Genomic DNA, 22,742 nt, shown 5'->3' with positions numbered 1-22,742 from the left:
GATATCGAACATGATTTTAGTGCATTAAAGAGGGCAAGAATGTATGCTCCTGTGGGGACACCCCTTGATGAAATTATTCGTACTTATTGTGTCGCCTAGTGTCTCGTTCTTATTTGAAATAACTATATTCTTCGTGTCCTCTGTGTCTGGAGTGGTTCCTTCCACTCGCTTGCTGACAGGACTGTATCAACGAAAATAAACAACAAATTTTGCTATCCTTGAGGGTAGGGATAAAGTAAGTTTCCCGTTTCTTTTCTTAATTCCCTAATTTCAGTTTCTAACAGTTTTCTGACTTCCTGCTCTGCTGATTCTCTGCTATAACCGAATATAAATTTAAGATTAGTGTCACAATCTCGAACGAGATAAATTTTCTCTTGAATACACTTAAATCCATAAATTTCAATATCTTTTAAAATTAATTGTTCTAAACACCATATTTTACCTTGAAGATAGTCAGTAATCTGATTAGTTTCAGGAACATTTAAATTTTTTAAGCAGCGTTTATCTCCCGTGAGTAAATAGCTTAAATTATTTTGTTTATTCAAGTAGCTAACATAACTGAGGAGAATAGCCTCACCTATATCTATTCCTTCGATTTTCTCTAATTGAATAAAATCCTCTTGATTGATATTATCGATTGATATTTTATCGCAGGTTTCAACCACAGATAAAACGTCTTCTAGGTTATATTTAACAGGGTTTCTCTTCCTTTTTTGTTGCGCTTGCCTTTTAAATTTATATTTAAATGTCTCAAGAATTTTAACTTGATTAATCTCAACTCCAAAGGTATTGAGGGTTTTCTCAAATAAGCCATAGGTGGACAATTTTAGGATAATGTCATTATCCAAACAATAAACAGAACCTATCAAGGTTAAACTCCTAACACTTTTTCTAGATACTCGTAGGTTTCGTCATCAAATTTATCCCAGTCTAACTTATTAGCCAAATATTCATTAATAATCTTATTGCCATTTGGGTTGGGTTCTAATAATTTTAAAGTAGCCATGGCTAAAGCAAAGTAGTTGTTATGCCATCCATAGTTCAGAATAATTGCACCTATATCAATATCGGGATGATGAGAGATAAAATGTTCTTGAACATATTTACTCAATTTTTCAACATTTTGGAATTTCCTATCCCCAAGGCAGTTATCACAATCACCTAGGAGTAATTCAGTGGCAAATTGATTAGCTTCTTTTTCTTCGCTATCATTATCAAATTTAATCTCTTCATCAACTAATACCCCATCTTTTAGATGTGCTAATGCTAAATGTCCTAACTCGTGCGCTAAGTTAAAAGCGAGTCTTGCCGACTGTTGATATTTTGAACTAAGAATAATTACAGGACAAGTGGAATACCATTGAATTAATCCAGCAAATTTCTTAGTTTTGTTAGGAAAATGATCAAAGTATCCTACCGCTATTCCCTGAGACCAACAATAGTCTAAAATAGAGGTCAAGTCAACCTTTGGCTGTTGACTTAAGATGTCTTTCCTGATGGTTTTAGCATCCTTAGATAAAGGGGTATAATTAACTTCAACCCCCAAGGAAATTAACTCAGCAAAACGACTCGCTAAAGCTTGTGCTAGATGGGGATGTTGGTTATTCTGGCTATTGTGCTGTTTAAATTTAGTATGGGGAGGTCGATTAAATTTGACCTTTTCTTGAGGGGTTAATAAGGATGAGAGGTCAAGATTGAGGTTTTTGGCGATATAACCTGCTCCTTCTAGGACCGCAACGGGTTTATCATTGAGTTCATCATCCCACCAACTGGGCAAGCCATTTTTTCGGACATAATTTTTTTTAAGTCCGATTTCTGAGAGTTTCCCGTAGAGGGCTGCCATGGTAAGGCTTTCTGTCATGGTTTCACCCTCCTTTGTCGGCAATACTAAGTTTTTTAAGGTTTTAGGGAATCAAAGTAGATCAGTATATTCTTATCTCTAAGATACCATCTCTAACTTAATTTTTGCCCACTGGCAAGAGTCCCTGTTCACCGATAAATGATTCTCCACTCCCAACCAGAGTGATACAATTGTTAACACCACAGATCAAGAGCCAATCGAAGCGAGAGAATAAAAACTGCTATGTTAAAAGCCCTACTCGGAGACCCCAACGCCCGCAAAATTAAAAAATTTCAGCCCCTCGTCACCGAAATCAACCTGCTGGAAGAGGATATTAAAAACCTGTCCGATGAGGAATTAAGGAGCAAAACCAGCGAATTTAAGGAAAGATTGGACAAAGCGAGAAATTATGACGAAAGAGAGGAGATTCTCGAGGAAATCCTCCCCGAAGCTTTCGCCATTGTCCGGGAAGCGGGAATCCGAGTCTTAGGGATGCGTCACTTTGACGTGCAGTTATTGGGGGGAATGGTACTGAACAAAGGACAAATCGCCGAGATGAAAACCGGGGAAGGAAAAACCCTGGTTGCCACTCTCCCCGCTTATTTGAATGGATTGACCGGAAAAGGGGTTCACGTCGTCACCGTTAACGATTATCTCGCCCGTCGTGACGCGGAGTGGATGGGGCAGGTACACCGCTTTTTAGGGTTGAGTGTGGGACTAATTCAAGCCGGCATGAGTCCAGAAGAAAGAAAGAAAAATTATGCCTGTGACATCACCTACACCACTAACAGCGAACTCGGCTTTGATTATCTGCGCGATAACATGGCCACAGTGATGGGGGAAGTTGTCCAAAGACCCTTTAACTACTGCGTTATCGACGAAGTGGATTCCATTCTTATCGATGAGGCGAGAACTCCATTAATTATATCAGGAGCGATCGATCGACCCACAGAAAAATATATTCTCGCCGCCGAAATCGCCAAGCAATTAGTGCGCCAAGAAGTAGAAGACGGACCGGGAGACTACGAAGTTAACGAAAAAGACCGTAACGTTTTAATGACCGATGAAGGCTTTAAAAAAGCGGAAGAACTATTAGGAGTTACCGATTTATACGACCAAGAAAATCCCTGGGCGCACTATATTTCTAACGCTATTCGTGCCAAAGAACTCCAGAAAAAAGACGTTAACTATATCGTCCGCAGCGGTGAAATTGTTATTGTTGATGAGTTCACGGGACGGGTATTACCGGGGCGACGTTGGGGCGATGGTTTACATCAGGCAGTGGAAGCTAAGGAAGGGGTAGAAATTCAACAGGAAACCCAAACCTTAGCCACGATTACCTATCAAAACTTTTTCCTACTCTATCCGAAATTATCCGGCATGACCGGGACGGCCAAAACCGAAGAAACGGAACTGGAAAAAGTCTATAACCTGCAAGTAACAATTATCCCCACTAACCGCGTTTCTCGTCGGCAAGATTTAGCCGATGTGGTCTATAAAAATGAACAGGCAAAATGGAACGCCGTCGCCGAAGAATGTCAACAAATGCACGAACAGGGTCGCCCGGTTTTAGTCGGTACCACCAGTGTGGAAAAATCAGAAGTGCTTTCGCTGTTATTACAGGAAAGAAAGATTCCCCATAACTTACTTAATGCCCGTCCGGAAAACGTGGAAAGGGAATCGGAAATCGTCGCCCAAGCAGGCCGGGCCGGGGCTGTAACTATTGCTACGAATATGGCGGGACGGGGAACCGATATCATCCTCGGTGGTAACTCCGATTATATGGCCCGATTGAAAATTCGCGAGTATTTAATGCCCAAATTAGTTATGCCCGAGGATGACAATTTGGCCTTTAGTTTACCCAGTTTAGGCGAACGCAATCGCCCGCAAGGATTCGCCCCGGGTAAGAAGAAAAAAAACTGGCGCGCCTCGGCGGAAATTTTTCCCACCGAGTTACCGAAAGAGATAGAAAATACCCTGAAAGAAGCGGTTAAATTTGCCGTTGATACCCACGGAACTCAAAGTTTACCGGAATTAGAAGTAGAAGAAAAAATCGCCATTGCAGCTGAAAAAGCCCCCACGGATGACCCGGTTATTCAAAAGTTACGGGAAGTCTATAAATTAATTCGTAAAAGTTATGAAGATTACACGGGTAAAGAACACGATGAAGTGGTAGAAAGAGGCGGACTGCACGTTATCGGGACGGAACGCCACGAATCCCGCCGTATTGACAACCAATTGCGAGGCCGGGCGGGCAGACAGGGCGACCCCGGTTCCACACGCTTCTTTTTAAGCCTAGAAGACAATTTATTGCGGATTTTTGGGGGCGACCGCGTGGCGGGTTTAATGGATGCCTTCCGGGTGGAAGAAGATATGCCCATTGAATCGGGAATGTTGACTCGTTCCTTGGAAGGCGCGCAAAGAAAAGTGGAAACCTTCTATTATGATGCCAGGAAACAGGTGTTTGAATACGACGAGGTGATGAATAATCAACGGCGCGCTATTTATGCCGAACGTCGTCGGGTTTTGGAGGGGATGGACTTAAAAGAACAGGTGCTGCAATACGCCGAAAAAACCATGGATGAAATCGTCATGGCTTATGTGAATCCCGAACTGCCGGCGGAAGAATGGGATTTAGAAAAACTGATTAGTAAATCTCAGGAATTCGTCTATCTATTGGCAGATATTACCGCTAAGGATGTCGAGGACATGAGTGTTAATGATATCAAGATGTTTCTACACGAAGAAGTTCGCAAAGCCTACGAAATTAAGGAACGTCAAGTGGATAGTAGTCGCCCCGGTTTAATGCGTGATGCCGAACGTTTTTTTATTCTGCAACAAATCGATATGTTATGGCGCGAACACCTGCAAGCTATGGAAGCTTTACGCGAGTCGATTGGTTTACGCGGTTACGGTCAAAAAGACCCTCTAATTGAGTATAAACAGGAAGGCTACGAGATGTTTTTAGAAATGATGATTGATATCCGTCGCAATGTGGTTTATTCCATGTTCCAATTCCAACCGCAAGGACAACCCCAAGCAGTGGCTAGTGAACAGTAAAAACTAAAAGTTGGCTTAAATTGGGGAGAATTGGCTAAGGCTGGTTCTCTCATTTTTTGGTACCGAGAAATCAGTCACCCACAATCCACACTAGGACGAAAATTATTAGTCCGATTACTCCATAGGACAGCAACGACCCCAAAAAATTGATGATTTGTACGGGAAAATGAATCAAAACTTGGTAAGTAAAATCCGTAACTGCCAGCAAGGCAGTGAAAAATATAGTCACAAGTGTTATCATAAGTAATAGGATAAAATTAACTTTTTGGTTAGGATAGGCAAAAGGAAAGAGGCAAAAGGCAAGAGGTGGTTAGATATGTGTAATTAATTGTGTTTAGTTACTTCTTACCTAATATCTTCTCAATCTGATAGAATAAATCGCTATCCTTTGCGGTAATCGGCAGTGGATGGTCAGAAGTTAGGAGATTATCCCCAAGAAAATTCTACCGCAATTTGGGTGCATCTCACATTTGCAGAAACACCGACAATCAGCAATTATCAGTGACTCTTAAATTATTACAGATATATCAGCTGCTGCCTGTAAGCATCCCACCGAAAAACTAATGCGCTCCGGGGTTTGGGGGGTTCTACCCCCCAAAAGCTTGGATTGAGGGAAAAAATCGAAAGTAACGCCCGACTTTAGCAGAGAGTTTCCCTTTAAAAATACTAACTTAGTAGATTGACAAAAATTAAGATGCACCCATTAAAAACAAATAAATATTTTCCCGTTTCCCCTTCCCTTTTGCGATAAGATAATTAATATAACTTCAAAGGTACTGCTCTATGAATATTCGTATTGGTAACGGCTATGATATCCACCGATTGGTAACGGGAAGACCTTTAATTTTAGGAGGAGTAGAAATTGCCCATACCGTTGGTTTATTGGGTCACAGTGATGCCGATGTCTTAACCCATGCTATCATGGATGCCATGCTAGGAGCGCTTAGTTTAGGCGATATCGGTCATTATTTTCCCCCCACAGACACGCAATGGCAAGGGGCGAATAGTTTAAAATTATTAGAACAAGTTAATCAATTAATTATCGATAAAGGTTGGCAGATTAATAATATTGATTCGGTAATCGTTGCCGAAAAACCGAAAATGAAACCCCACCTTAATGCGATGCGAGCCAAGTTAGCAGAAACCCTCAAGATTAATCCGGAACAGGTGGGAATCAAAGCCACTACTAACGAACAATTGGGACCAGTGGGACGAGAAGAAGGTATCGCAGTTTATGCCGTGGTTTTATTGGTTAAGGAATAAGTAATTAGTAAAAAATTGCTGAGATTAAGTATCCAGAACTTATGATGAATATAGACACAAAAATCTTAGAAACTGTCGAAACAATGCCAGAGTTCTTAAAAATAGAGCTGCTTCACTATGCTGAATATTTGATGGCCAATTATCAATCAGATGCTATTATAGAGAAACCTTCTCTTAGAAAACGTCGTTCAGGAATTTTACAAGGTACATTTACCTTACCTTTGTCTGATGATTTTGATGAGTCTTTGGAAGATTTTCAGTAATATATGTGATGACATCTTTTCTTCTGGACACTCATACTTTCATCTGGTTAACTGAAAACGATTCTAACTTGCCTGATAATCTTCGGGATGAAATTGATTTTGCTCCTGAAGTTTATGTCAGTATTGTTAGTCTCTGGGAAATTGCGATTAAGTTAAATTTAGGTAAGTTAGCCCTACAAAAAAGTTATGAAACCATTGAAACTAAACTAGAAGCATCAGATATAACCTTACTATCTATATCATTTTCTGATACTCTAAAACTTTGTACTTTACCCTTGCATCACCGAGATCCATTTGATAGAATGCTAATTGCTCAGTCTCTAAACAGATCGCTAATTCTAATTAGTAAAGATACTAAATTTGATGCTTATAATGTACCAAGAAAATGGACATAATACCCCGTTCGGCTCAATTCTATTCAAGATGAGAGCAAGATAAATTTCCTAATTACCCATAGATTTCTAACATTCATTGCTAAATTCTCTCTATGACTGCTATTATCCAACAAATAAAAGAGCGTTTTTCCCAATCCCTAGTTAAATCCTTTGGGGAAAACTTCGCCGCTACCGATCCTCTAATTGTCGCCGCTAGTAACCCCCGTTTTGGCGATTATCAATGTAATATTTCCCTCTCTTTAGCCAAAGAATTAAAACAAAAACCCCGGGAAGTGGCGGCAACTTTACTAAAAAATCTAGAGATAGATGATCTCTGTCAACCCCCCGAAATTGCTGGCCCTGGTTTTATCAATCTTACCCTTAAACCCAGTTATCTAGAAACCCAATTAAAAGACCTAATTACTGACAACCGTTTAGGAGTTGCCGCTGCTAACCCCAGTCAAAAAATTATTGTCGATTTTTCCAGTCCCAATATTGCCAAAGAAATGCACGTCGGTCACTTGCGATCAACTATAATTGGTGATTGTATTGCTCGAATTCTGGAATTTCGTCATCATCAAGTAATTCGTCTTAATCACGTCGGGGATTGGGGTACTCAATTCGGGATGTTAATTACCTATCTACAAGAAGCTTATCCTAGCGCTTTAACCCAAGCAGATGCCCTTGATTTAGGGGATTTAGTTAGCTTTTATAAAAAAGCTAAAATTCGTTTTGATGAAGACGAAAACTTTAAAGAAACTGCCCGCCAAGCCGTAGTAAAATTACAGTCGGGTGATCCTCAAAGTCGTCAAGCATGGCAGTTACTTTGTCAACAATCACGACGGGAATTTCAGAAAATCTATGATATTCTTGACATAAAACTGACCGAAAGAGGGGAATCTTTTTATAATCCCTACCTTGAGACAGTAATCAGAGAATTAGATCACCAGGGATTGCTAACAGAAGACAAAGGTGCTTTATGCGTCTTTCTCGATGGTTTTACCAACAAAGAGGGGGAGCCTTTACCCCTAATTGTCAAGAAATCCGACGGCGGTTATAATTACGCTACCACCGATTTAGCAGCAATTTGTTATCGAGTGCGTCAAGATAAGGCCGAAAGAATAATTTATGTTACCGATGCTGGACAAGCTCACCATTTTGCCCAAGTATTTCAGGTGGCTAAAAAAGCGGGATTTTTACCCGATAATGTGGCAGTGGTTCACGTCGCTTTTGGATTAGTTTTAGGGGAAGATGGTAAAAAATTAAAAACTCGTTCCGGGGAGACGGTAAAATTACAAGAATTACTCGATCAAGCGATCACCTGTTCCCTAGCTGACTTAGAAAAAAGACTGGCAAGCGAGGAAAGAGAAGAAACTGGCGATTTTATCGCTAAGACTGCCGAAACCGTCGGATTAAGTGCCGTTAAATACGCCGATCTCAGCCAAAATCGCCATAGTAACTACGTTTTCAGTTACGACAAAATGCTCAATCTGCAAGGCAACACCGCCCCCTATATGCTGTACGCTTACGCTAGAGTTCAGAGTATCAGTCGCGAAGGTGGTATTAATTTTCAGGATTTAAGTGCCAATTCACCGCTAATTCTCAAGGATGAAAGCGAATTAATTCTGGCTAAACAATTACTGCAACTGCCGGAAGTAATTAGTGCCGTGGAAGAGGATTTATTACCTAATCGTTTATGTGATTATCTTTATGAACTCAGTAAAAAGTATAATCGTTTCTATGAGAATTGTCCCGTTCTGAAAGCGGCAGAACCGATTAAAACCTCTCGTTTAGTTTTGTGTGATTTAACGGCAAGAACCCTAAAATTAGGCTTATCTCTCTTGGGAATTCCTGTTTTGGAAAGAATGTAAATCAGTGATCAGTAATCAGTTATCAGTGTTCAGTTATCAGTTTACTGTTCAGAGCAAAAAACCACTCAATTCATAATTTATAATTGATAATTCATAATTGCCACACCCTACACCCCACACCCCACAACCCTTAGATTGCGTATCTTTGGCCAAGGCGGGTGATATTTTATACCCAGAAAAAGTGTACTATGCTGACGTGAAAAAACCTGAGTTTTTGCTAACCTAGAAATAGCTCTAATCAGAGCCAATATCTTTGGGGGAAGCTTAGGGATTAATCTAGTTAAACTCACTCGTGACGTTATCTTATTGTCGTCTGTTGCCTATTCGCTTTCAGGTGATAACTCAGAGGTGGTAATTTAGTACAAACGTTCAAATCTCCTCTCCGCAGCCCTGGCGTTCCTGTGTAGTCTTAACGGGTAATTTTATCCCAGAGATGTTATCTTTAAAGCGGCCAACTGTCCGAACGTCCTAGGGGATTTTTGGGAAAGATTGTTCGCCCTGTCGTAATCTCAGATAGAACCTTATGAGTCAATCAATTGAAGATAAAGCTATGGCCGATGCTGATGTATCAGATTATACCACAAATAAAATAATTGTCTCTAATTGGATCGCCCCTTGGTCGAAAGGCAATCGGAAAAACCCGTCACCGCAACCAAAATGGGATTTATGGCAACCCCTGCGGCAACGAATTGATCGCCTAGAAATCAATACACCTGAACTAGCACACAGGATTTGTCGTCTAATTCCGGCTCAATGTCCCTTTGCCCGGAAAATTACCCTATTTAGCTGGACAATTCTAGAGATTCCGCCCCTTTGCAAGCTAAATCCCCTCTACGAAAACCTAATGATGTTAAGATTTCGCGCTCTTTCTTACCTGGCCGATGAATGTGGAGAGGATATCGGTGCTTACTGCTAAAATGGGAGAGTGTCTTTAATCGCCACACCTATGGCCATCATCGCTCTGAAAGCTTGGTATCTGGACAAATACGAACCTATCCGCGAGGTTATCAAACGTCCCCACGATTTGCGCTTAAGTCGCAATAGTCTCTTAAAATCGGGTTTAAGAGCCGATTTTCTCGATGATAGTCTGACGATACAGGGTTCTGTCTGGTTCCAACGCTATCTAGAAGGGGAAAGGGTGGAATTTTACCTCGAAGGTAGTGGCGGTTACGTCATCTCGAATATTGACCTGATTTCCCAAGAAATTTACTTTACTAAACAAGACCTCAGCACTTGGTTGGATCCCGTCATTTATTTTAGCTCCCAAAGCCAATTTAAGGACTCTAGCACCGCTTTAAAGACAGTTTTGACTGAAACCGTCGAAAATCTCAATAAACGCTCCCGTTTGCCCTTAACCATGGAAGAAACGCCCCGAACTGAGGGCAATGTCACCAGATTGAGTGATAGTCAATTACGCAAAATTCGCAAAAGTTTATTATTTATTGCCGATGCTACGGCGATTAGCCAAAAGGAAACGGAATTACTGCCTAGTCCCCTAGTGGGTGTAGAATTAGGTTATGCGATCGCTTGTAAACAGGGCGGACAAATTCTGCTAACCTATCAAAATCGAGCAGAATTAAAGGGTAAACTAGCTTTTGACCTGCCAAGCTACCAAAAATTAATTTTCTCGGACTTGAGCGAATTGCGTCTCACCTTTCCGCCTTTAATGGCAACTTTATTACAAAAATTCAATCTGATTAGTTAAAAAAAATGAGTAGAAAAGCCGACGAGTACGCCGTACATTTGTTCTTAAGCAGTGGACACCGTGAGGAAGTCCGTTTTTTGACTATCCAAGAATTTCAAAAGTGGTACAGTAACGAATTAGTTCCGAAAGCCGATTCCCAAGATTTTATCAATGTTCCGATCAGAAATATCCAAGGGGAATATATGGTTTTACGTCCAGCTAGTATCGTCGCTATTCGCGTGGAACCCGTCTTTTTTGGCAGTGTGGAAAGAATGTAATTTGTCGTTATCGCTAAAAAAGATAGTTAGATGGAGAGAATTTCAGAGATTATTGATAATTCTCTCAATATCAGCTTGAATTTGATTGCTGACTTTGCCTTGCCAGCGTTCTTTTAATTCCCTTAATCCCACTTCTGCGTATTGACAGATCTTATCTAAAACTTCTTTGCCGTCGCTGGGTTGAGGATAGGAATTCTTTTTACAGATAATATAAATTCCTGCGGTTAAAGCTAAAATAACTTCCAGATCGATTTGGCTAATAGCAATTAAATCTTGTCGATTACTCAGAGTGGTTCCGTAGATACTGAAGTCTTGTTTAATGGCAAAAGCAGCGGCGAATAAATAAGCATCTACCATGCGCTCAAAGGTTTTATTATCTTTTAGTACCTGTAGATAATTTCTGGAAGTTTCCGAGGCATAAATCTTCAAACTGGGATCGATTCTCTGCATTAGTAATTCTCCATCACTTCAATCACGGAAGCATCTTCATCGGCAGCCAAACGGTGTATTTTAAAAATATCAGTAGTGTGGGGAAGCAAGAGATTTAAAAGTGGATCGGGTAGATCGCGATCGGTGGCTAAAATAATCACTTGGGAGTGTAAATTAGGGAGAGAGTTAATAATATTTTTTCGATGTTCTTCATCTAAATGCCCGAAAGGTGTATCCATAATTAGGGGGACACAAGCATCGGTTGTTTGATTTAAACCTGTGATAAAAGCAAAAGCTAAAGCTTCCTTTTCTCCCGCACTTAAAACATCGGGATTTAATAATTTTCCTGTGATGGTACGAATTCCTAAAGTGTATTCGGGAGTGATTTCTACTCCTCTATATTCCTCCGGTTTGTTGGTTACTTGTAAATAGCGATCGCTGGTTACTTGATTAATCATTTTTTGGGAATTATCGATATGCCATTCGATTAATTCGTTAGTGGCATTTTTTAAACCTCTGGCCATTTTAACCTGATTAGATAACATCAATGTGGTTTGATTTTCACTAGCTAAAATTTCCACTTCTTTGCGTAAATTTTCTAATTGCTTTTCTTTGATTTCAATTTCCTTTTGCAAGCGTTCGATCCTTTCTTCACTCTCCTTGACTTTTCGTTCCCATTCGCCAACTGTTCGCCAAATCTCATTAGCTGATTCTTGATTTATTCCCGTGGTTTCCTGTTTTAGCTGTTTAATATGTTGATTAATTTCTTCGATTTCTTCTTCTAAACGATCTCTTTGTAAAAGCAATTGACTATAATTGCTAAATTTGGCATTATCTCGGATAATTCCCTGTAAATAAATTCTAAGTTGGTCTTTTTCTATTCTGGTGGCGTTGTCCACTTCTAAGGACTCTAGTTCGGCAATTCGTTGCAGGATAAAGTTACGAGAATTTTGATCTAAACAACGACCACATAGACAGCTTTCGTCGTCAAGTATTGCTTTTAAAACTTCTGTAGAATTAGTTTTATAAGTGCTTTTTAAGCTAGTAACTTGCAAATCGTCAGCCATTTCCTGCACAAAGTTAATCAGCAAAGGTATCGCAGCTTTTTTTAACCAAGAATCAATAGACTTTTGCAGGTTATTTAACTGAGTTTGTAAACCGATACGCTTTTTCTCTAAGTCATGAATTTCCTCTAATTTTTCTCGCAAACTTTCAATCTGAGAGGCTTTTTCTTGAGCATCATGATGGATAATTTTAGCATTTTTTTCCTCATCTTTAGCAGTTTTAAGCTGACCTTTTTTAAGATCAAGTTCTTCTTCTAATTCTCGCAATTGTTGCATCTTATCTTTAAAAGTTTGACTGGTTCCCTCTGCTTTATTTAAACGTTTTTCTAATTCTTGTAAGGCTTTTTCTGTATCATCGCGCAGATTTCTTAATTCCGGGATACCCAAAACTTTTTCAATTGCTTCTTTTGCTTCTTTAGTTTGAGTTATCTGGGTATATTGTTCAATTTTTAAGCCATCAAAACAGAAAAAATCTCGAATAGATTTAGGAAGCAATGCTTCGATATATTCCCTAGGGTTACTTCTCATGGTTCCATCTTCATAAAATAATGCTTCCTCTACGCTGGGATAGGAAGTGCTACCATTAACTTTTAGTTTCGCTGTGCGACTGATAAAGTAATTTTTCTCCTTTTTAGTAAAATTTAATTCTACCTGCATTTCTATTGCCTGTGAAGAATCATCCTTACCTCGATAAAAATAGGTTTTCAAAGTCTCTTTAGATACAATATCTCCCCCATAGAGACACCATAAAATCGCCGTCATCAGAGAAGTTTTACCGTGGCCATTATTACCGAAGATAATCTGAATTTTTCTGTCGGGATGCAGGTTAAAAGTAATATTTTGACTAGGATAACATTTCCAATTAGTTAAGCGAATTTGTTTCAGTCTCAAAGTCATAGAGTTTATTTATTGTGAGGAGTCGGTATATTTTTCGATAAGTTCGACAATTTTAGGTGATAGCCGCCGATTTTGTAGAGTAATTTTTTCTACTTCTAAAGCCCTGGCTTCCTCCAGCAGTTGGGGAGGTATCTCATATTTTTGTGCCAGTTCTTTAATTTTAGCAGTTATGTCCATGGATTTTCTTGGGGTTGGGGAGTGGGGATTGTCAAGTCTTAATTCTTATTTGCCAAGAGATACCTTGATGATGATAAATTTTATAACAGATCTGAATAGGTAAGGCCATAGTAACTTAATTCTTGGACTAATCTGTTGATAACTGTAGCTTGATTGCTGGCTGCCCGGGCAAAATCAATAACTCTTTTGATCTCCGATGCAATTAATTTTACCTCACCATCGCCCCAAGGGGGAACCACCAAGACATCGATTAAAGTCGCTTTCTTCTTGGCCACGGCTGCCCGGAGAATTCTGCCGCGACGTTGAATAAATTGACGAGGAGAAGCATCAGCAGCGAGGATAATTCCCTGACTGACTTGTGGGATATCAACTCCCTCATCGAGACATTTTACTGCCACTAATGCGTCAAGATTTCCCGAAGATAACTGTGATAATAACATAACTCGATCGCTGTCTAAGGAACTATAGCGAGCGACTCTTTTTCCCTGACGCGCCAATCGGGTACTAATAGCAGTTGCTTGGGCAATATCGGCACAATAAATTAATGTTTGTTCTAATGTGTGTTCAGCCAGAATACGATCAATTATAGTTAATTTTGCCCCCGCTGCTTTAATTAATTGCGCCCGTTGAATTAATAAACAATTCACTGCTTTACTGTCTTCTTGGGTAAATAAGCGAGCAATTTTTGCCGTTAACTGACGATATTTTTCCTGTTCTTCTTCTGCGAGATAGGTGACATAAACGTGATAATCGTACTCGCACAAAATCCCCTGCTGAATAGCTAACTCTAACCCGTATTCATAGACGATTCCCCCAAAATAATCTAAAACTTTTTCCGTACCGAGTTCATCGTAGGCACGCAAAGGAGTTGCCGATAAACCCAAACGATAACTAAAATCATCCCGTAAAAGACGCTGATAAACTCCCGCACCAGTAGCGTGAACTTCATCGGCAATTAATAAAGATTCTTTTGGCAAACCTCCCGCATCAGTAATTAAATCACTAACGGTATTTTTAGCCAACTCTCCATAGGTTCCTACCACAATTACAGGATATCTCTGAGAGGGCAATTCTTGATGATTAATTAACCGTAATTTGCGAAATAAAACCTCACGCCAAGCACGAGAATTACCCATCGCTACCACAGGAAAAGCATAGGTAGTTCGACAGTTTAATTCTTTCACCCACTGCTGGACTAATTCTTTAGTGGGTACAGCGATAACAATTAATTCCAACCTTGATAAACCACTAGCGGCAGCCAGGGCTGTAATCGTTTTTCCCGCCCCTGTTGCCATGGCGAGTATCCCCTGATATTTGGCTTGTTTCCATGCACTTATTGCCTCAATTTGACGGGGCTGGGGTGTTATTTTTAGGGGAGAGGATAACTGATATTTGCTGGTATCGGCGGCAACTTTAAAAGTTTTTTTGCTACTGCTATCGGGTTCGGTAGTGGGTGGAAAATCAGGACGAAATTTTAAGAGAGATTGGGCTGCTGCTGCGGGAAAATCCCAAATATCTAGATGGGGAGTTTGATTGTGCCAGAGTTTTTCAAAATTATCAATTTTTCTCTGGACTCTTAGCTGTTCCTGAGATTGCCAAGAGCGAAAAACATCAATACACTCGAAATTATCCTGTAAACTGCTGTGACTTTCATTCGCAGAACCAGTAAAAGCGATCGCATTTTCAAAAGCATCAATAAATAGTCCTAACTTTTCATGATATAAGCCAAAATTAACTAAGTTTTTGGGAATGGCTAATTTAATTTCTAAGACTCCTTGACTTAATAGCCACGCTAAACAGGCAAAACGATTTTTAGTAATTTCGTCTAAGTCAATTTCTAGAACTGATAACAAAGATTTAGTAATCACTTCTTCCCTTTGCTTTAATCCCTGAGTAATCGCCTCTATATCCTCTCTCGAGAGATAGGGAGAAGCAATTAAACGCATTTTTCCACCTCCGCGAATTAAAGCAGTTAATCCTTTAGCTAGAGAGACAAGGGAAGAACTAGAAAAAAAGCCGACTGCTCGACAATAGAGGGTAGATTGTGCTAAACAAGGTAGATAAAAATCGGCGATGAGATTATGGCGATCACTGCGATATTCTTCTAATAGGTCTAATTGTTGTAATGGCAATTTAAATTCCTCCTCGATCTCGTTTTAGATCATAAATAACTTTTTCATAACACCAGCTTTTACTGCGTTGGGGATTTCTCAATCTAATATTTAAAAGCAATCGAGTCGCTAAAGCTTTATCTCCATTCACGAGGGTTAAAAGTTCTCTTTCTAAGTAGAAAAGTTTAGGCTGACTGATTGGCAAATTTTGACGATTATTTTTAGAAGTGGTTCTTTTTGGTTTAGTGGAGGATAAAGATAGGGTATCGATTAACCACCAGATAGCTACAGCTAACCCCAACAAAAGCACCCCAGTAAAAGAGTATAAAACGATGCCTAGTAAATTCATTAATCAATTCCCGTGTTTGTTAATGATCAAGGTTTTAGGCTAATCTACCCTATACAAAAACACCATAAAAGCTAAAATAGATAGCTGACAGTGATTCTGATCACAATAGCAATATAGACTAAACTGCCTTGTATTATCGTCTTCTCCTTGATTTTAATACCCTAGAAAACGGGTTAATTGCCTTAACATCCGAACAAAGTCATTATCTTAAAAAAGTTGTTCGTTTAAAATCCCATGACCGTTTTATTGCCCTAAATGGACAAGGACAAGCGTGGTTAGCAGAAATAATTGATAATTCGGCCCATCTTTTAGAAACGATAAACGAAACTACCGAACTACCAGTACAAGTGAATTTAATGGTAGCAATTCCCAAAAATGGCTTTGATGATATCGTTCGCGCTGCCACCGAATTAGGAGTTTATCGGATTATCCCGCTGTTAACAGAACGCGGTTTAGTCAATCCTAGTCCTCAAAAAATTGACCGTTGGCGAAAAATTGCCCGGGAAGCTGTAGAACAATCCGAAAGACAGATTATTCCCATTATCGAAGAACCACAACCATTTTTAGCCATCCTTAACCGGGAAGCTAACCCACAGACAACTTGTTATATTGGTGTTACCCGTAGAACAGTGGCCCCGCTACTTTCTCAATTGCAAACATCAACCGAGATAACCATGGCCATCGGACCGGAAGGGGGATGGACGGAGGCAGAAATAGAACAAGCGCTCGCCGCTGATTTTCTACCTGTATCACTGGGAAAACGCATTTTGAGAACAATTACCGCTCCCTTAGTGGCTCTTGCTATCATTAACGCCTATTTAGACAGCTAATTGATTGGAGTTTCTATGTTCAAAGAAATTGCTGAAGCACTCGACCGTCAAGACTATCAAACTGCCGCCCGTCTTGTCAACGACTTCCAGACCCTAGAAAACGATAACCCTTGGCTGAAATTCTACCAAGCGCGTTTAAACGAAATCAAGGGAGAAATCGGACTAGCAGGGCAAGAATACCGAAAAATGTTGCAAGTTAGCGCTAATCCTCAACTTATCGCCCAAATTCGTCAAGGAATCGCCCGCTTAGAAGCGATTGAACGGGTGGAAGTGGAACAGCAACAACAACAGCGACAGGCTGCCCTCGAAAAAGCCAAAACCAACCCTAGTAATCGAGAAATGGGGCTGTTAATTCTTGAACCGGTGGCTAACGAAGAAAAACAGCCTTTAGCTTTAAAATTTGCCCAAATATTTAAAATAGATGCCTATAGCGCCCGCTTACAAATCCCTAGCCGTTCGTGGCGCTTGTATCGAGTCGGGGCGATGGCAGAATTAGAAGTATATGTTGACGACTTGCGAAAAGAAGGAATTCCCTGTTTTTGCCAGTCAATTACAGCGATTAACCGTCCTAAGGTCTATTTAGCTCGATATTTCCTGGCTATCCAACCAGAAGCCACCCTAGTCTATCAATCTGCCCACGACCTAACCGCAAGTATAACTTTTGATTGGTCAGAAGTTACCGCCGTGGTAGAGGGAATCTTGCCGATTTTTGGGGAATGCGTCGATATGGATGCGCGCCGCAATCAAGTGAGAAAAATTAGTATTCTTGATTATGCCCAGATTATTGATCTACATTTGAAAAAACAGGATTTAATTATCCGTATTTGCGATCGCATTTACAACTTTCAAGCGGGGATTACTTTTTCCGACCACCAACAAAGTCGGGAAAGACAGGCCACCAATCGGGACAACTGGAATCATTTCGCTTCTTACCTAAAACAAAAACTAACAGCAGTTCCCCTGTGGTCAGATTTTCCCACTTTTGCCGAAACCACCGCCGATTTTTACGAATTACTGCCTATGGTCAATCCCCATTTGGACTTATTACGCATTGAAGACACCTACTGGGACACCGCCTTTCAACTCTATAGCACCCTCATCTTCCTCGAAAAAACTCCCCCTACCCCAACTTTATGACCCCTAGTAGCCCTTCTAACCCCTCTTTCCACTGGTTTAACCCCTCGCCCCAGCAAGACAGCGATTTACTGGCACAAATCGGCTTTATCCCCGGTTTCAAAGAATTTCTGACCCTGCGACAGGTTCACGCCTTGGAACACGCCACCGTCTGGGTATTAAGCGAAATGGCTGCCCGTCGTCAATCGCCTTTTGACCATTCCCCAGCGGATAACGAAGCCCTGGGGGGACTCTCCACCGATAGGGGTTTTTATCTCTACGGACAGGTTAATACAAATGAACTGCAAATTGCGGCCAAACAGGCACTCCATCGTCTCAAAAATGGCGAGGGGCAATTGGCATTACATCCGCGTTGTGGCACCAATTTATCGGTAACTTTAGCCTTAACCGCCGGCTTAGTCTTAGGAACTCATCTTATCTTCCCCAGAGGTCCGATTTCTCAGTTATTAGGCCTAGGTTTAGCCACCGCCACCGCTTTTCAAATCGGGCCAGATGTGGGAATGTCGGCCCAAAAATACCTGACTACGGCCATTCCCTTTAACTTAACAATCGTTAACATTGCACCAAAGGCAGACCTATGGGGACGTTCGGGGCATTTTGTCCAAACAGAGTGGCAAGATTTGCAATAAAACTTAAAGTAAAAACCCTTTCGGCAAACTCGCTCTGATTGTAACCTGTTAACTAAACCCTTAAAAAAAAACAACACCTATGCCTGGAATCGAACGCGGAGCCAAAGTTAGAATCAAACGTAAAGAGTCTTACTGGTACAACGATGTGGGAACCGTAGCCAGTGTTGATAAAAGTGGTATCCTCTATCCCGTTATCGTTCGTTTTGACACTGTTAACTACGCCGGTTTTAGTGGCAGCGCCAGTGGACTGAATACCAATAACTTCGCTGAAAGTGAATTGGAACTCGTTAAGGCTGCCCCCGCTAAGAAATAAAGCCGGATAAAATTCGGCCGATTATCACCGACTGACTGACAGGAATCCCCTCTTGTCAGTCGGTTTTTTTATAGCTATCAGCCTTGTATCAGTTATCAGTTAAGTAGTCGTGCAAAATAAATTTCCCAGTGAAGAAAGGCAATAGGCAATAGGCAATAGCTTTATCGAAATGTGTAATTAATTTTGCTTAGGTACTTATCAGTTATCAGTTCATTGTTTACTATTTACTGATATTACATTTTGGGCGCAAGCAGTTCGATAACCTCACTGGCCACGATGCGCTTCTATCATATAAAAAATGACTAATAAATTATCTCAAATTCGCTTTAACCCTTAGCCAACAAGAGTTAATTAGTTTAATTATCCTAGATGATTCCCTAAATACTTGACAGAATATATTTAATAATATACAATGTTCAATAACCAAGAATCATGATAATGTGCCATTAACATAATCGGGTTTGAGGTGTTTAAAAATTAGTTTTTCAGTAATCAAATCTGGAATTTATGAGCATTTTAGAACTGATAGAAAAAAGACTAGAAGAAAACTTTACCCTCCACGAACAATACCTAAACCCCCAGATGGTTAGGGTACTAAAAACGATCGGCTACGATCGCCACTACGTTAAAGCCGAAGGTCCGTACCTATTCGACAATCAGGGGGAAAAGTATCTGGATTTACTGAGTGGTTTTGGTGTTTTTGCTCTCGGACGCAATCACCCCAAGATTGTTCAAGCTTTACAGGAAGTGCTAACGGCAGCATTGCCCAATTTAGTCCAATTGGATGCTTCCATCCTAGCCGGATTGTTGGCGGAACGGTTAGCAGCGATCGCACCTACCGGATTAGAACGAGTTTTCTTTGCTAATTCCGGCACAGAAACCGTCGAGGCCGCCATTAAATTCAGCCGCTACGCCACCGGACGCAGCCAAATTGTTTACTGTCAGGGAGGCTACCACGGGTTAACCATGGGTTCCCTTTCCGCCACCGGCGATCCCCATTATCGTGAGGGATTTGGGCCTTTTGTGGCCGATTTTAAGGAAATACCCTTCGGCGATCTGGCTGCGCTCGAAAAAGCTCTAATTAACCAAGACGTAGCGGCTTTTATTACCGAACCGATCCAAGGTCACGGGGTGAGAATTCCCGAACCGAACTATCTCCCCGCAGCGGCTGCCCTTTGTCGTCGTTACGGCACTCTTTTTGTGGCCGATGAAGTGCAGACCGGTTTAGGCCGGACTGGCAAAATTTGGGCTGTGGAACATTGGGGGGTAGAACCGGACATTTTATGTGTTGCCAAGGCTCTTTCGGGCGGTTTTGTGCCAGTGGGAGCGGTTCTCTGTCGTCGCTGGATCTTCGATCAAGTATTTGATCGCATGGATCGTTCTGTGGTTCACGGTAGCACTTTTGGTAAAAATAATCTGGCCATGGCCGCCGGTATTGCCACTTTACAGGTGATTGAGGAGGAAAAATTAGTCGAGCGATCGGCTGTAATCGGTCAACAAATTATCGCAGAACTACAGCCCCTCGTAGATCAGTACGAATGTTTGCGGGAAGTGCGGGGATTGGGTATGATGATCGCCTTGGAATTTGCCGAGCCGAGCAGTTGGTCATTAAAAGCCGCCTGGAAAATGCTAGAAACTGCCAATAAAGGGCTATTTTCCCAGTTAATCGTCGTTCCTCTCTTTACCCGCCATCAAATCCTCTCCCAAGTTTCTGGCCATGGCATGAATATCATTAAGTTTATCCCCCCCCTCACCCTCTCCGATGAGGATTGCCGTTGGCTTGTCACCGCCGTTAAAGATGTGGTCGCTGATGCTCACCGCTTTCCTGGGGCCGCTTGGGAATTCGGTAAAACCTTGGCCAGCCAAGCTATCCGCCAAAAAAACGCTAAAAAATAGTTAATATGTCCAGTTTCTTTCATCCCCTCTGCGGTAGCAACCTTAGCACTCTATTACGTTTATTTTTGACCAATGGCGGCATCGATCGCCCCAATTTTGCCCCAGCAACCCTCTCCCTGGCAGTTACCCTGGCGCGACTGCCTTTTTCTACCCTAGAACGGATTTTGATGACAGGGTTTTATGAGCGCCGCGTGCAGGTAAAAGCACCCATTTTTATTGTCGGCTATTGGCGCAGCGGCACGACCCATCTGCACAATTTACTCGGTCAATCGGAGCATTTTGGCTATATTTCGCCCCTAGCGGTGGGATTACCCTGGGATATCCTCGGCATCGTCCGCTTATTTCAACCGCTGCTAGAATTGGCCCTACCAAGCGATCGCCATGTGGATAACGTCGCTGTTACTCCCGATTCACCCCAAGAAGACTCGATCGCCCTGGCCAGCATGATCCCCCTTTCCTACTACCATGGTTTATACTTTCCCCAACGTTTTCAGTATCATTTCGATCGAGGGGTTTTTTTTCAAGGCTGCAGCGAGAAAGAAATCGCCACTTGGCAGCGTTGGCATACTCATCTATTAAAAAAAGTTTCCATCCATCAAAAAGGCAAACAATTACTAATCAAAAACCCCGTTTATACGGCACACATCGCCAGATTGCGAGCTATCTGGCCCGATGCTAAATTTATTCATATCTACCGCAATCCCTATCTAGTTTTTCCCTCAACCCGCCACTTTTTTACCCGCATCCTACCGGAACTAGCACTGCAATCCTACGATAATTTATCCACGGATGAAATCGAGCAGACAATTCTGAAAAGTTATCCCCCAATGCTCAATTCTCTCCTGCGGGATAGCGCCGATTTACCCGCAGATAGTTTTGTAGAAATTCGTTTTGAGGATTTAGAAAAAAACCCCCTAGAACAAATTGAGAAAATCTACGATCAACTGCAACTTCCCGACTTAAAAATATCTAGGCCTCGCTTTGAGAAATATATCGCCAGTCTGCAAGGATATAAAAAAAATAATTATCCCCCAGATGCCAAAGCGATCGAGTTAGTCGAATCTCATTGGCTCCCATTTATTCAACGTTGGAATTATTTTTAGTTATCAGCTTTTTCAGTGAGCAGTTATCAGTGAGCAGTCATAAGTCATAATTCCCGCTCTTTTATACCTTTTAAACAGGATTTAGTATAACTACTTCTTGCCTTTTGCCTATTGCATGAGTGCCTATCCTAACCAAGAAATTAATTTTGCATTACTACTTATGAAATATCTTAAATTTATCTTTCTGGGTTTAGGTTTTGTTTTACTAGGGGTAATTTTACGCCAAACAAATCTACAAGAAGTTTGGCAACAAATCACCCTAGTCGGTTGGTGGGGAATGACAGTAGTAATTATTTTTTATTTCCTAGAATTCCTCACCGATGTTTTTACTTGGCAACTAACTTTTAAAAGCATTCCTATCCAACCTCGATGGACAATTCGCCTATTATTAATTTACATGGTAGGGGCAGCCTTTAATCGCGTGACTCCCTTCGCTTCTTTGGGAGGAGAAGGTTTTAAAGCAGTGATGTTGAAAACTCACTATCAGATTAGCTATAAAGAAACCAGTGCCTCGATAATTCTGACGAAAACGTTAAATACTGCTTCCCTTGTCTTCTTTGCAATTATCGGTTTTTTTCTGCTCCTAGCCTCCCCAAAATTCTCCAATTCTTTTAAAACTTTTACTGGATTAAGTCTCGCTATATTCTCCAGTTGTATCCTGATATTTTTCTTGATTCAGCGATTCCGTTTATCTTCCCGAATAGTTAATCGATTAGGTCATTCTTTTTTAGGCGATCGCCTAGCTAAACCTTTAGAAAATCTTCGCAGTGTCGATGATCGTTTAGGGGAATTTTATCGAAATCTGCCCCTATTTAGAAATGGCTTGATCGTCGGTTTTCTCAATTGGCCCCTCGGAGTTTTAGAAATCTATGTTTTAATGCAGTTTCTCCAACATCCGATCAGTTTTGCCGATGCTTGGTTATTTGATTCTGTTGCCCAATTGGTGCGCGCTGGAACCTTTTTTATTCCCGCTAATATCGGTACTTTAGAAGGTTCTTTAGTGCTGCTGGGTGCTTCCTTAACCGGTAGTCTAGAATTAGGTTTAGCGATTTCTGTAATTCGCCGGGTTAAAGATATTCTCTGGATTATATTAGGTTTGTTGATCTGGTGGTTATTTTCCCTAAGACCAACTTTACCCGATCGCTCTTCAAAATAATCTCCATCAGTCGACTGCCGA

At 41.1% G+C, this 22,742-nt stretch carries 23 protein-coding genes and 1 pseudogene; 16 read left to right on the top strand and 8 right to left on the bottom strand.

All coding sequences use genetic code 11. The features are described from left to right. Positions 1-99, top strand: a pseudogene (locus MiAbW_RS03825) (IS630 family transposase); the annotation flags it as partial. Between the two features lie 113 nt (positions 100-212). Here the strand turns inward: MiAbW_RS03825 and MiAbW_RS03820 are convergent. Together MiAbW_RS03820 and MiAbW_RS03815 are read right to left on the bottom strand one after the other, a co-directional pair. Next, positions 213-869 carry a hypothetical protein gene (locus MiAbW_RS03820; RefSeq protein WP_151694993.1) on the bottom strand — a complete coding sequence of 219 codons (657 nt, stop codon included), beginning with the start codon at positions 867-869 and terminating at the stop codon, positions 213-215. Between the two features lie 2 nt (positions 870-871). Next, the gene (locus MiAbW_RS03815) at positions 872-1,861 is read right to left on the bottom strand and encodes an ImmA/IrrE family metallo-endopeptidase (RefSeq protein ID WP_151694992.1); all 990 of its coding nucleotides are present in this window, start codon (positions 1,859-1,861) and stop codon (positions 872-874) included. Positions 1,862-2,083: 222 nt separating this feature from the next. On the opposite strand from MiAbW_RS03815, the gene secA reads away from it, so the two are divergent. Continuing rightward, positions 2,084-4,900: a preprotein translocase subunit SecA gene (secA, locus tag MiAbW_RS03810; RefSeq protein WP_151694991.1), complete on the top strand. Its 2,817-nt coding sequence runs from the start codon at positions 2,084-2,086 to the stop codon at positions 4,898-4,900. A gap of 508 nt (positions 4,901-5,408) precedes the next feature. Here secA and MiAbW_RS19895 read toward each other — a convergent pair. Next, positions 5,409-5,600 (bottom strand): hypothetical protein, encoded by a 192-nt coding sequence (locus MiAbW_RS19895; protein ID WP_151694990.1) that lies wholly within the window; start codon positions 5,598-5,600, stop codon positions 5,409-5,411. A gap of 83 nt (positions 5,601-5,683) precedes the next feature. Here MiAbW_RS19895 and ispF point away from each other — a divergent pair, with 83 nt between their 5' ends. From ispF to MiAbW_RS03770, 7 genes are all read left to right on the top strand, one after another. Then, complete coding sequence (ispF, locus tag MiAbW_RS03800) at positions 5,684-6,163, top strand: 2-C-methyl-D-erythritol 2,4-cyclodiphosphate synthase (protein ID WP_151694989.1); 480 nt, start codon at positions 5,684-5,686, stop codon at positions 6,161-6,163. Positions 6,164-6,204: 41 nt separating this feature from the next. Next, the gene (gene vapB / locus MiAbW_RS03795; RefSeq protein ID WP_238707188.1) at positions 6,205-6,426 is read left to right on the top strand and encodes a type II toxin-antitoxin system VapB family antitoxin; all 222 of its coding nucleotides are present in this window, start codon (positions 6,205-6,207) and stop codon (positions 6,424-6,426) included. Positions 6,427-6,434: 8 nt separating this feature from the next. Continuing rightward, positions 6,435-6,821: a type II toxin-antitoxin system VapC family toxin gene (locus tag MiAbW_RS03790; RefSeq protein WP_151695000.1), complete on the top strand. Its 387-nt coding sequence runs from the start codon at positions 6,435-6,437 to the stop codon at positions 6,819-6,821. Between the two features lie 92 nt (positions 6,822-6,913). Beyond that, positions 6,914-8,671 carry an arginine--tRNA ligase gene (gene argS / locus MiAbW_RS03785; protein ID WP_151694988.1) on the top strand — a complete coding sequence of 586 codons (1,758 nt, stop codon included), beginning with the start codon at positions 6,914-6,916 and terminating at the stop codon, positions 8,669-8,671. 523 nt (positions 8,672-9,194) lie between these two features. Further along, positions 9,195-9,587, top strand: a complete 393-nt coding sequence (locus MiAbW_RS03780) for a Mo-dependent nitrogenase C-terminal domain-containing protein (protein ID WP_151694987.1) — start codon at positions 9,195-9,197, stop codon at positions 9,585-9,587. A 30-nt stretch (positions 9,588-9,617) separates the two neighbouring features. Beyond that, positions 9,618-10,376 (top strand): hypothetical protein, encoded by a 759-nt coding sequence (locus MiAbW_RS03775; RefSeq protein ID WP_151694999.1) that lies wholly within the window; start codon positions 9,618-9,620, stop codon positions 10,374-10,376. Between the two features lie 5 nt (positions 10,377-10,381). Beyond that, positions 10,382-10,633 carry a hypothetical protein gene (locus MiAbW_RS03770; RefSeq protein ID WP_012266136.1) on the top strand — a complete coding sequence of 84 codons (252 nt, stop codon included), beginning with the start codon at positions 10,382-10,384 and terminating at the stop codon, positions 10,631-10,633. 42 nt (positions 10,634-10,675) lie between these two features. On the opposite strand, the gene MiAbW_RS03765 is transcribed toward MiAbW_RS03770, so the two are convergent. The 5 genes from MiAbW_RS03765 to MiAbW_RS03750 all read right to left on the bottom strand — a co-directional run bounded on the left by MiAbW_RS03765 (position 10,676) and on the right by MiAbW_RS03750 (position 15,660). Beyond that, the gene (locus tag MiAbW_RS03765; RefSeq protein ID WP_151694986.1) at positions 10,676-11,083 is read right to left on the bottom strand and encodes a hypothetical protein; all 408 of its coding nucleotides are present in this window, start codon (positions 11,081-11,083) and stop codon (positions 10,676-10,678) included. Continuing rightward, positions 11,083-13,023 (bottom strand): AAA family ATPase, encoded by a 1,941-nt coding sequence (locus MiAbW_RS03760; protein ID WP_151694985.1) that lies wholly within the window; start codon positions 13,021-13,023, stop codon positions 11,083-11,085. Before MiAbW_RS03760 ends, MiAbW_RS03765 begins: the two co-directional genes overlap by 1 nt. Positions 13,024-13,032: 9 nt before the next feature. Next, the gene (locus tag MiAbW_RS19510) at positions 13,033-13,200 is read right to left on the bottom strand and encodes a hypothetical protein (RefSeq protein WP_172967340.1); all 168 of its coding nucleotides are present in this window, start codon (positions 13,198-13,200) and stop codon (positions 13,033-13,035) included. 80 nt (positions 13,201-13,280) lie between these two features. Then, positions 13,281-15,332 (bottom strand): DEAD/DEAH box helicase family protein, encoded by a 2,052-nt coding sequence (locus MiAbW_RS03755; protein WP_151694984.1) that lies wholly within the window; start codon positions 15,330-15,332, stop codon positions 13,281-13,283. 1 nt (position 15,333) lies between these two features. Then, entirely contained in the window at positions 15,334-15,660 is a 327-nt protein-coding gene (locus MiAbW_RS03750) for a hypothetical protein (protein WP_151694983.1), read from the bottom strand. 128 nt (positions 15,661-15,788) lie between these two features. Here MiAbW_RS03750 and MiAbW_RS03745 point away from each other — a divergent pair, with 128 nt between their 5' ends. The 7 genes from MiAbW_RS03745 to MiAbW_RS03715 all read left to right on the top strand — a co-directional run bounded on the left by MiAbW_RS03745 (position 15,789) and on the right by MiAbW_RS03715 (position 22,721). Beyond that, positions 15,789-16,490: a 16S rRNA (uracil(1498)-N(3))-methyltransferase gene (locus MiAbW_RS03745; RefSeq protein WP_151694982.1), complete on the top strand. Its 702-nt coding sequence runs from the start codon at positions 15,789-15,791 to the stop codon at positions 16,488-16,490. Positions 16,491-16,505: 15 nt separating this feature from the next. After that, a complete protein-coding gene (locus tag MiAbW_RS03740; RefSeq protein ID WP_151694981.1) occupies positions 16,506-17,627 on the top strand; it encodes a tetratricopeptide repeat protein in 1,122 nt (373 codons plus the stop codon). Further along, complete coding sequence (locus MiAbW_RS03735) at positions 17,624-18,253, top strand: DUF6391 domain-containing protein (protein ID WP_151694980.1); 630 nt, start codon at positions 17,624-17,626, stop codon at positions 18,251-18,253. Before MiAbW_RS03740 ends, MiAbW_RS03735 begins: the two co-directional genes overlap by 4 nt. 79 nt (positions 18,254-18,332) lie before the next feature. After that, positions 18,333-18,566: a photosystem I reaction center subunit IV gene (locus MiAbW_RS03730; RefSeq protein ID WP_151694979.1), complete on the top strand. Its 234-nt coding sequence runs from the start codon at positions 18,333-18,335 to the stop codon at positions 18,564-18,566. Between the two features lie 507 nt (positions 18,567-19,073). Beyond that, the gene (locus MiAbW_RS03725; protein WP_151694978.1) at positions 19,074-20,462 is read left to right on the top strand and encodes an aspartate aminotransferase family protein; all 1,389 of its coding nucleotides are present in this window, start codon (positions 19,074-19,076) and stop codon (positions 20,460-20,462) included. A gap of 5 nt (positions 20,463-20,467) precedes the next feature. Next, complete coding sequence (locus tag MiAbW_RS03720; RefSeq protein ID WP_151694977.1) at positions 20,468-21,565, top strand: sulfotransferase family protein; 1,098 nt, start codon at positions 20,468-20,470, stop codon at positions 21,563-21,565. Between the two features lie 160 nt (positions 21,566-21,725). Next, on the top strand, positions 21,726-22,721 hold the full coding sequence (locus tag MiAbW_RS03715) for a lysylphosphatidylglycerol synthase transmembrane domain-containing protein (protein WP_151694976.1): 996 nt from the start codon (positions 21,726-21,728) through the stop codon (positions 22,719-22,721). Positions 22,722-22,742 lie beyond the last annotated feature (21 nt).

This window comes from Microcystis aeruginosa NIES-4325, from assembly GCF_008974145.1.
Lineage (GTDB): Bacteria > Cyanobacteriota > Cyanobacteriia > Cyanobacteriales > Microcystaceae > Microcystis > Microcystis aeruginosa_G.
The sequence above is the reverse complement of the archived record's forward strand: the minus strand, read 5'-3'. Positions and strand labels throughout refer to the sequence as shown.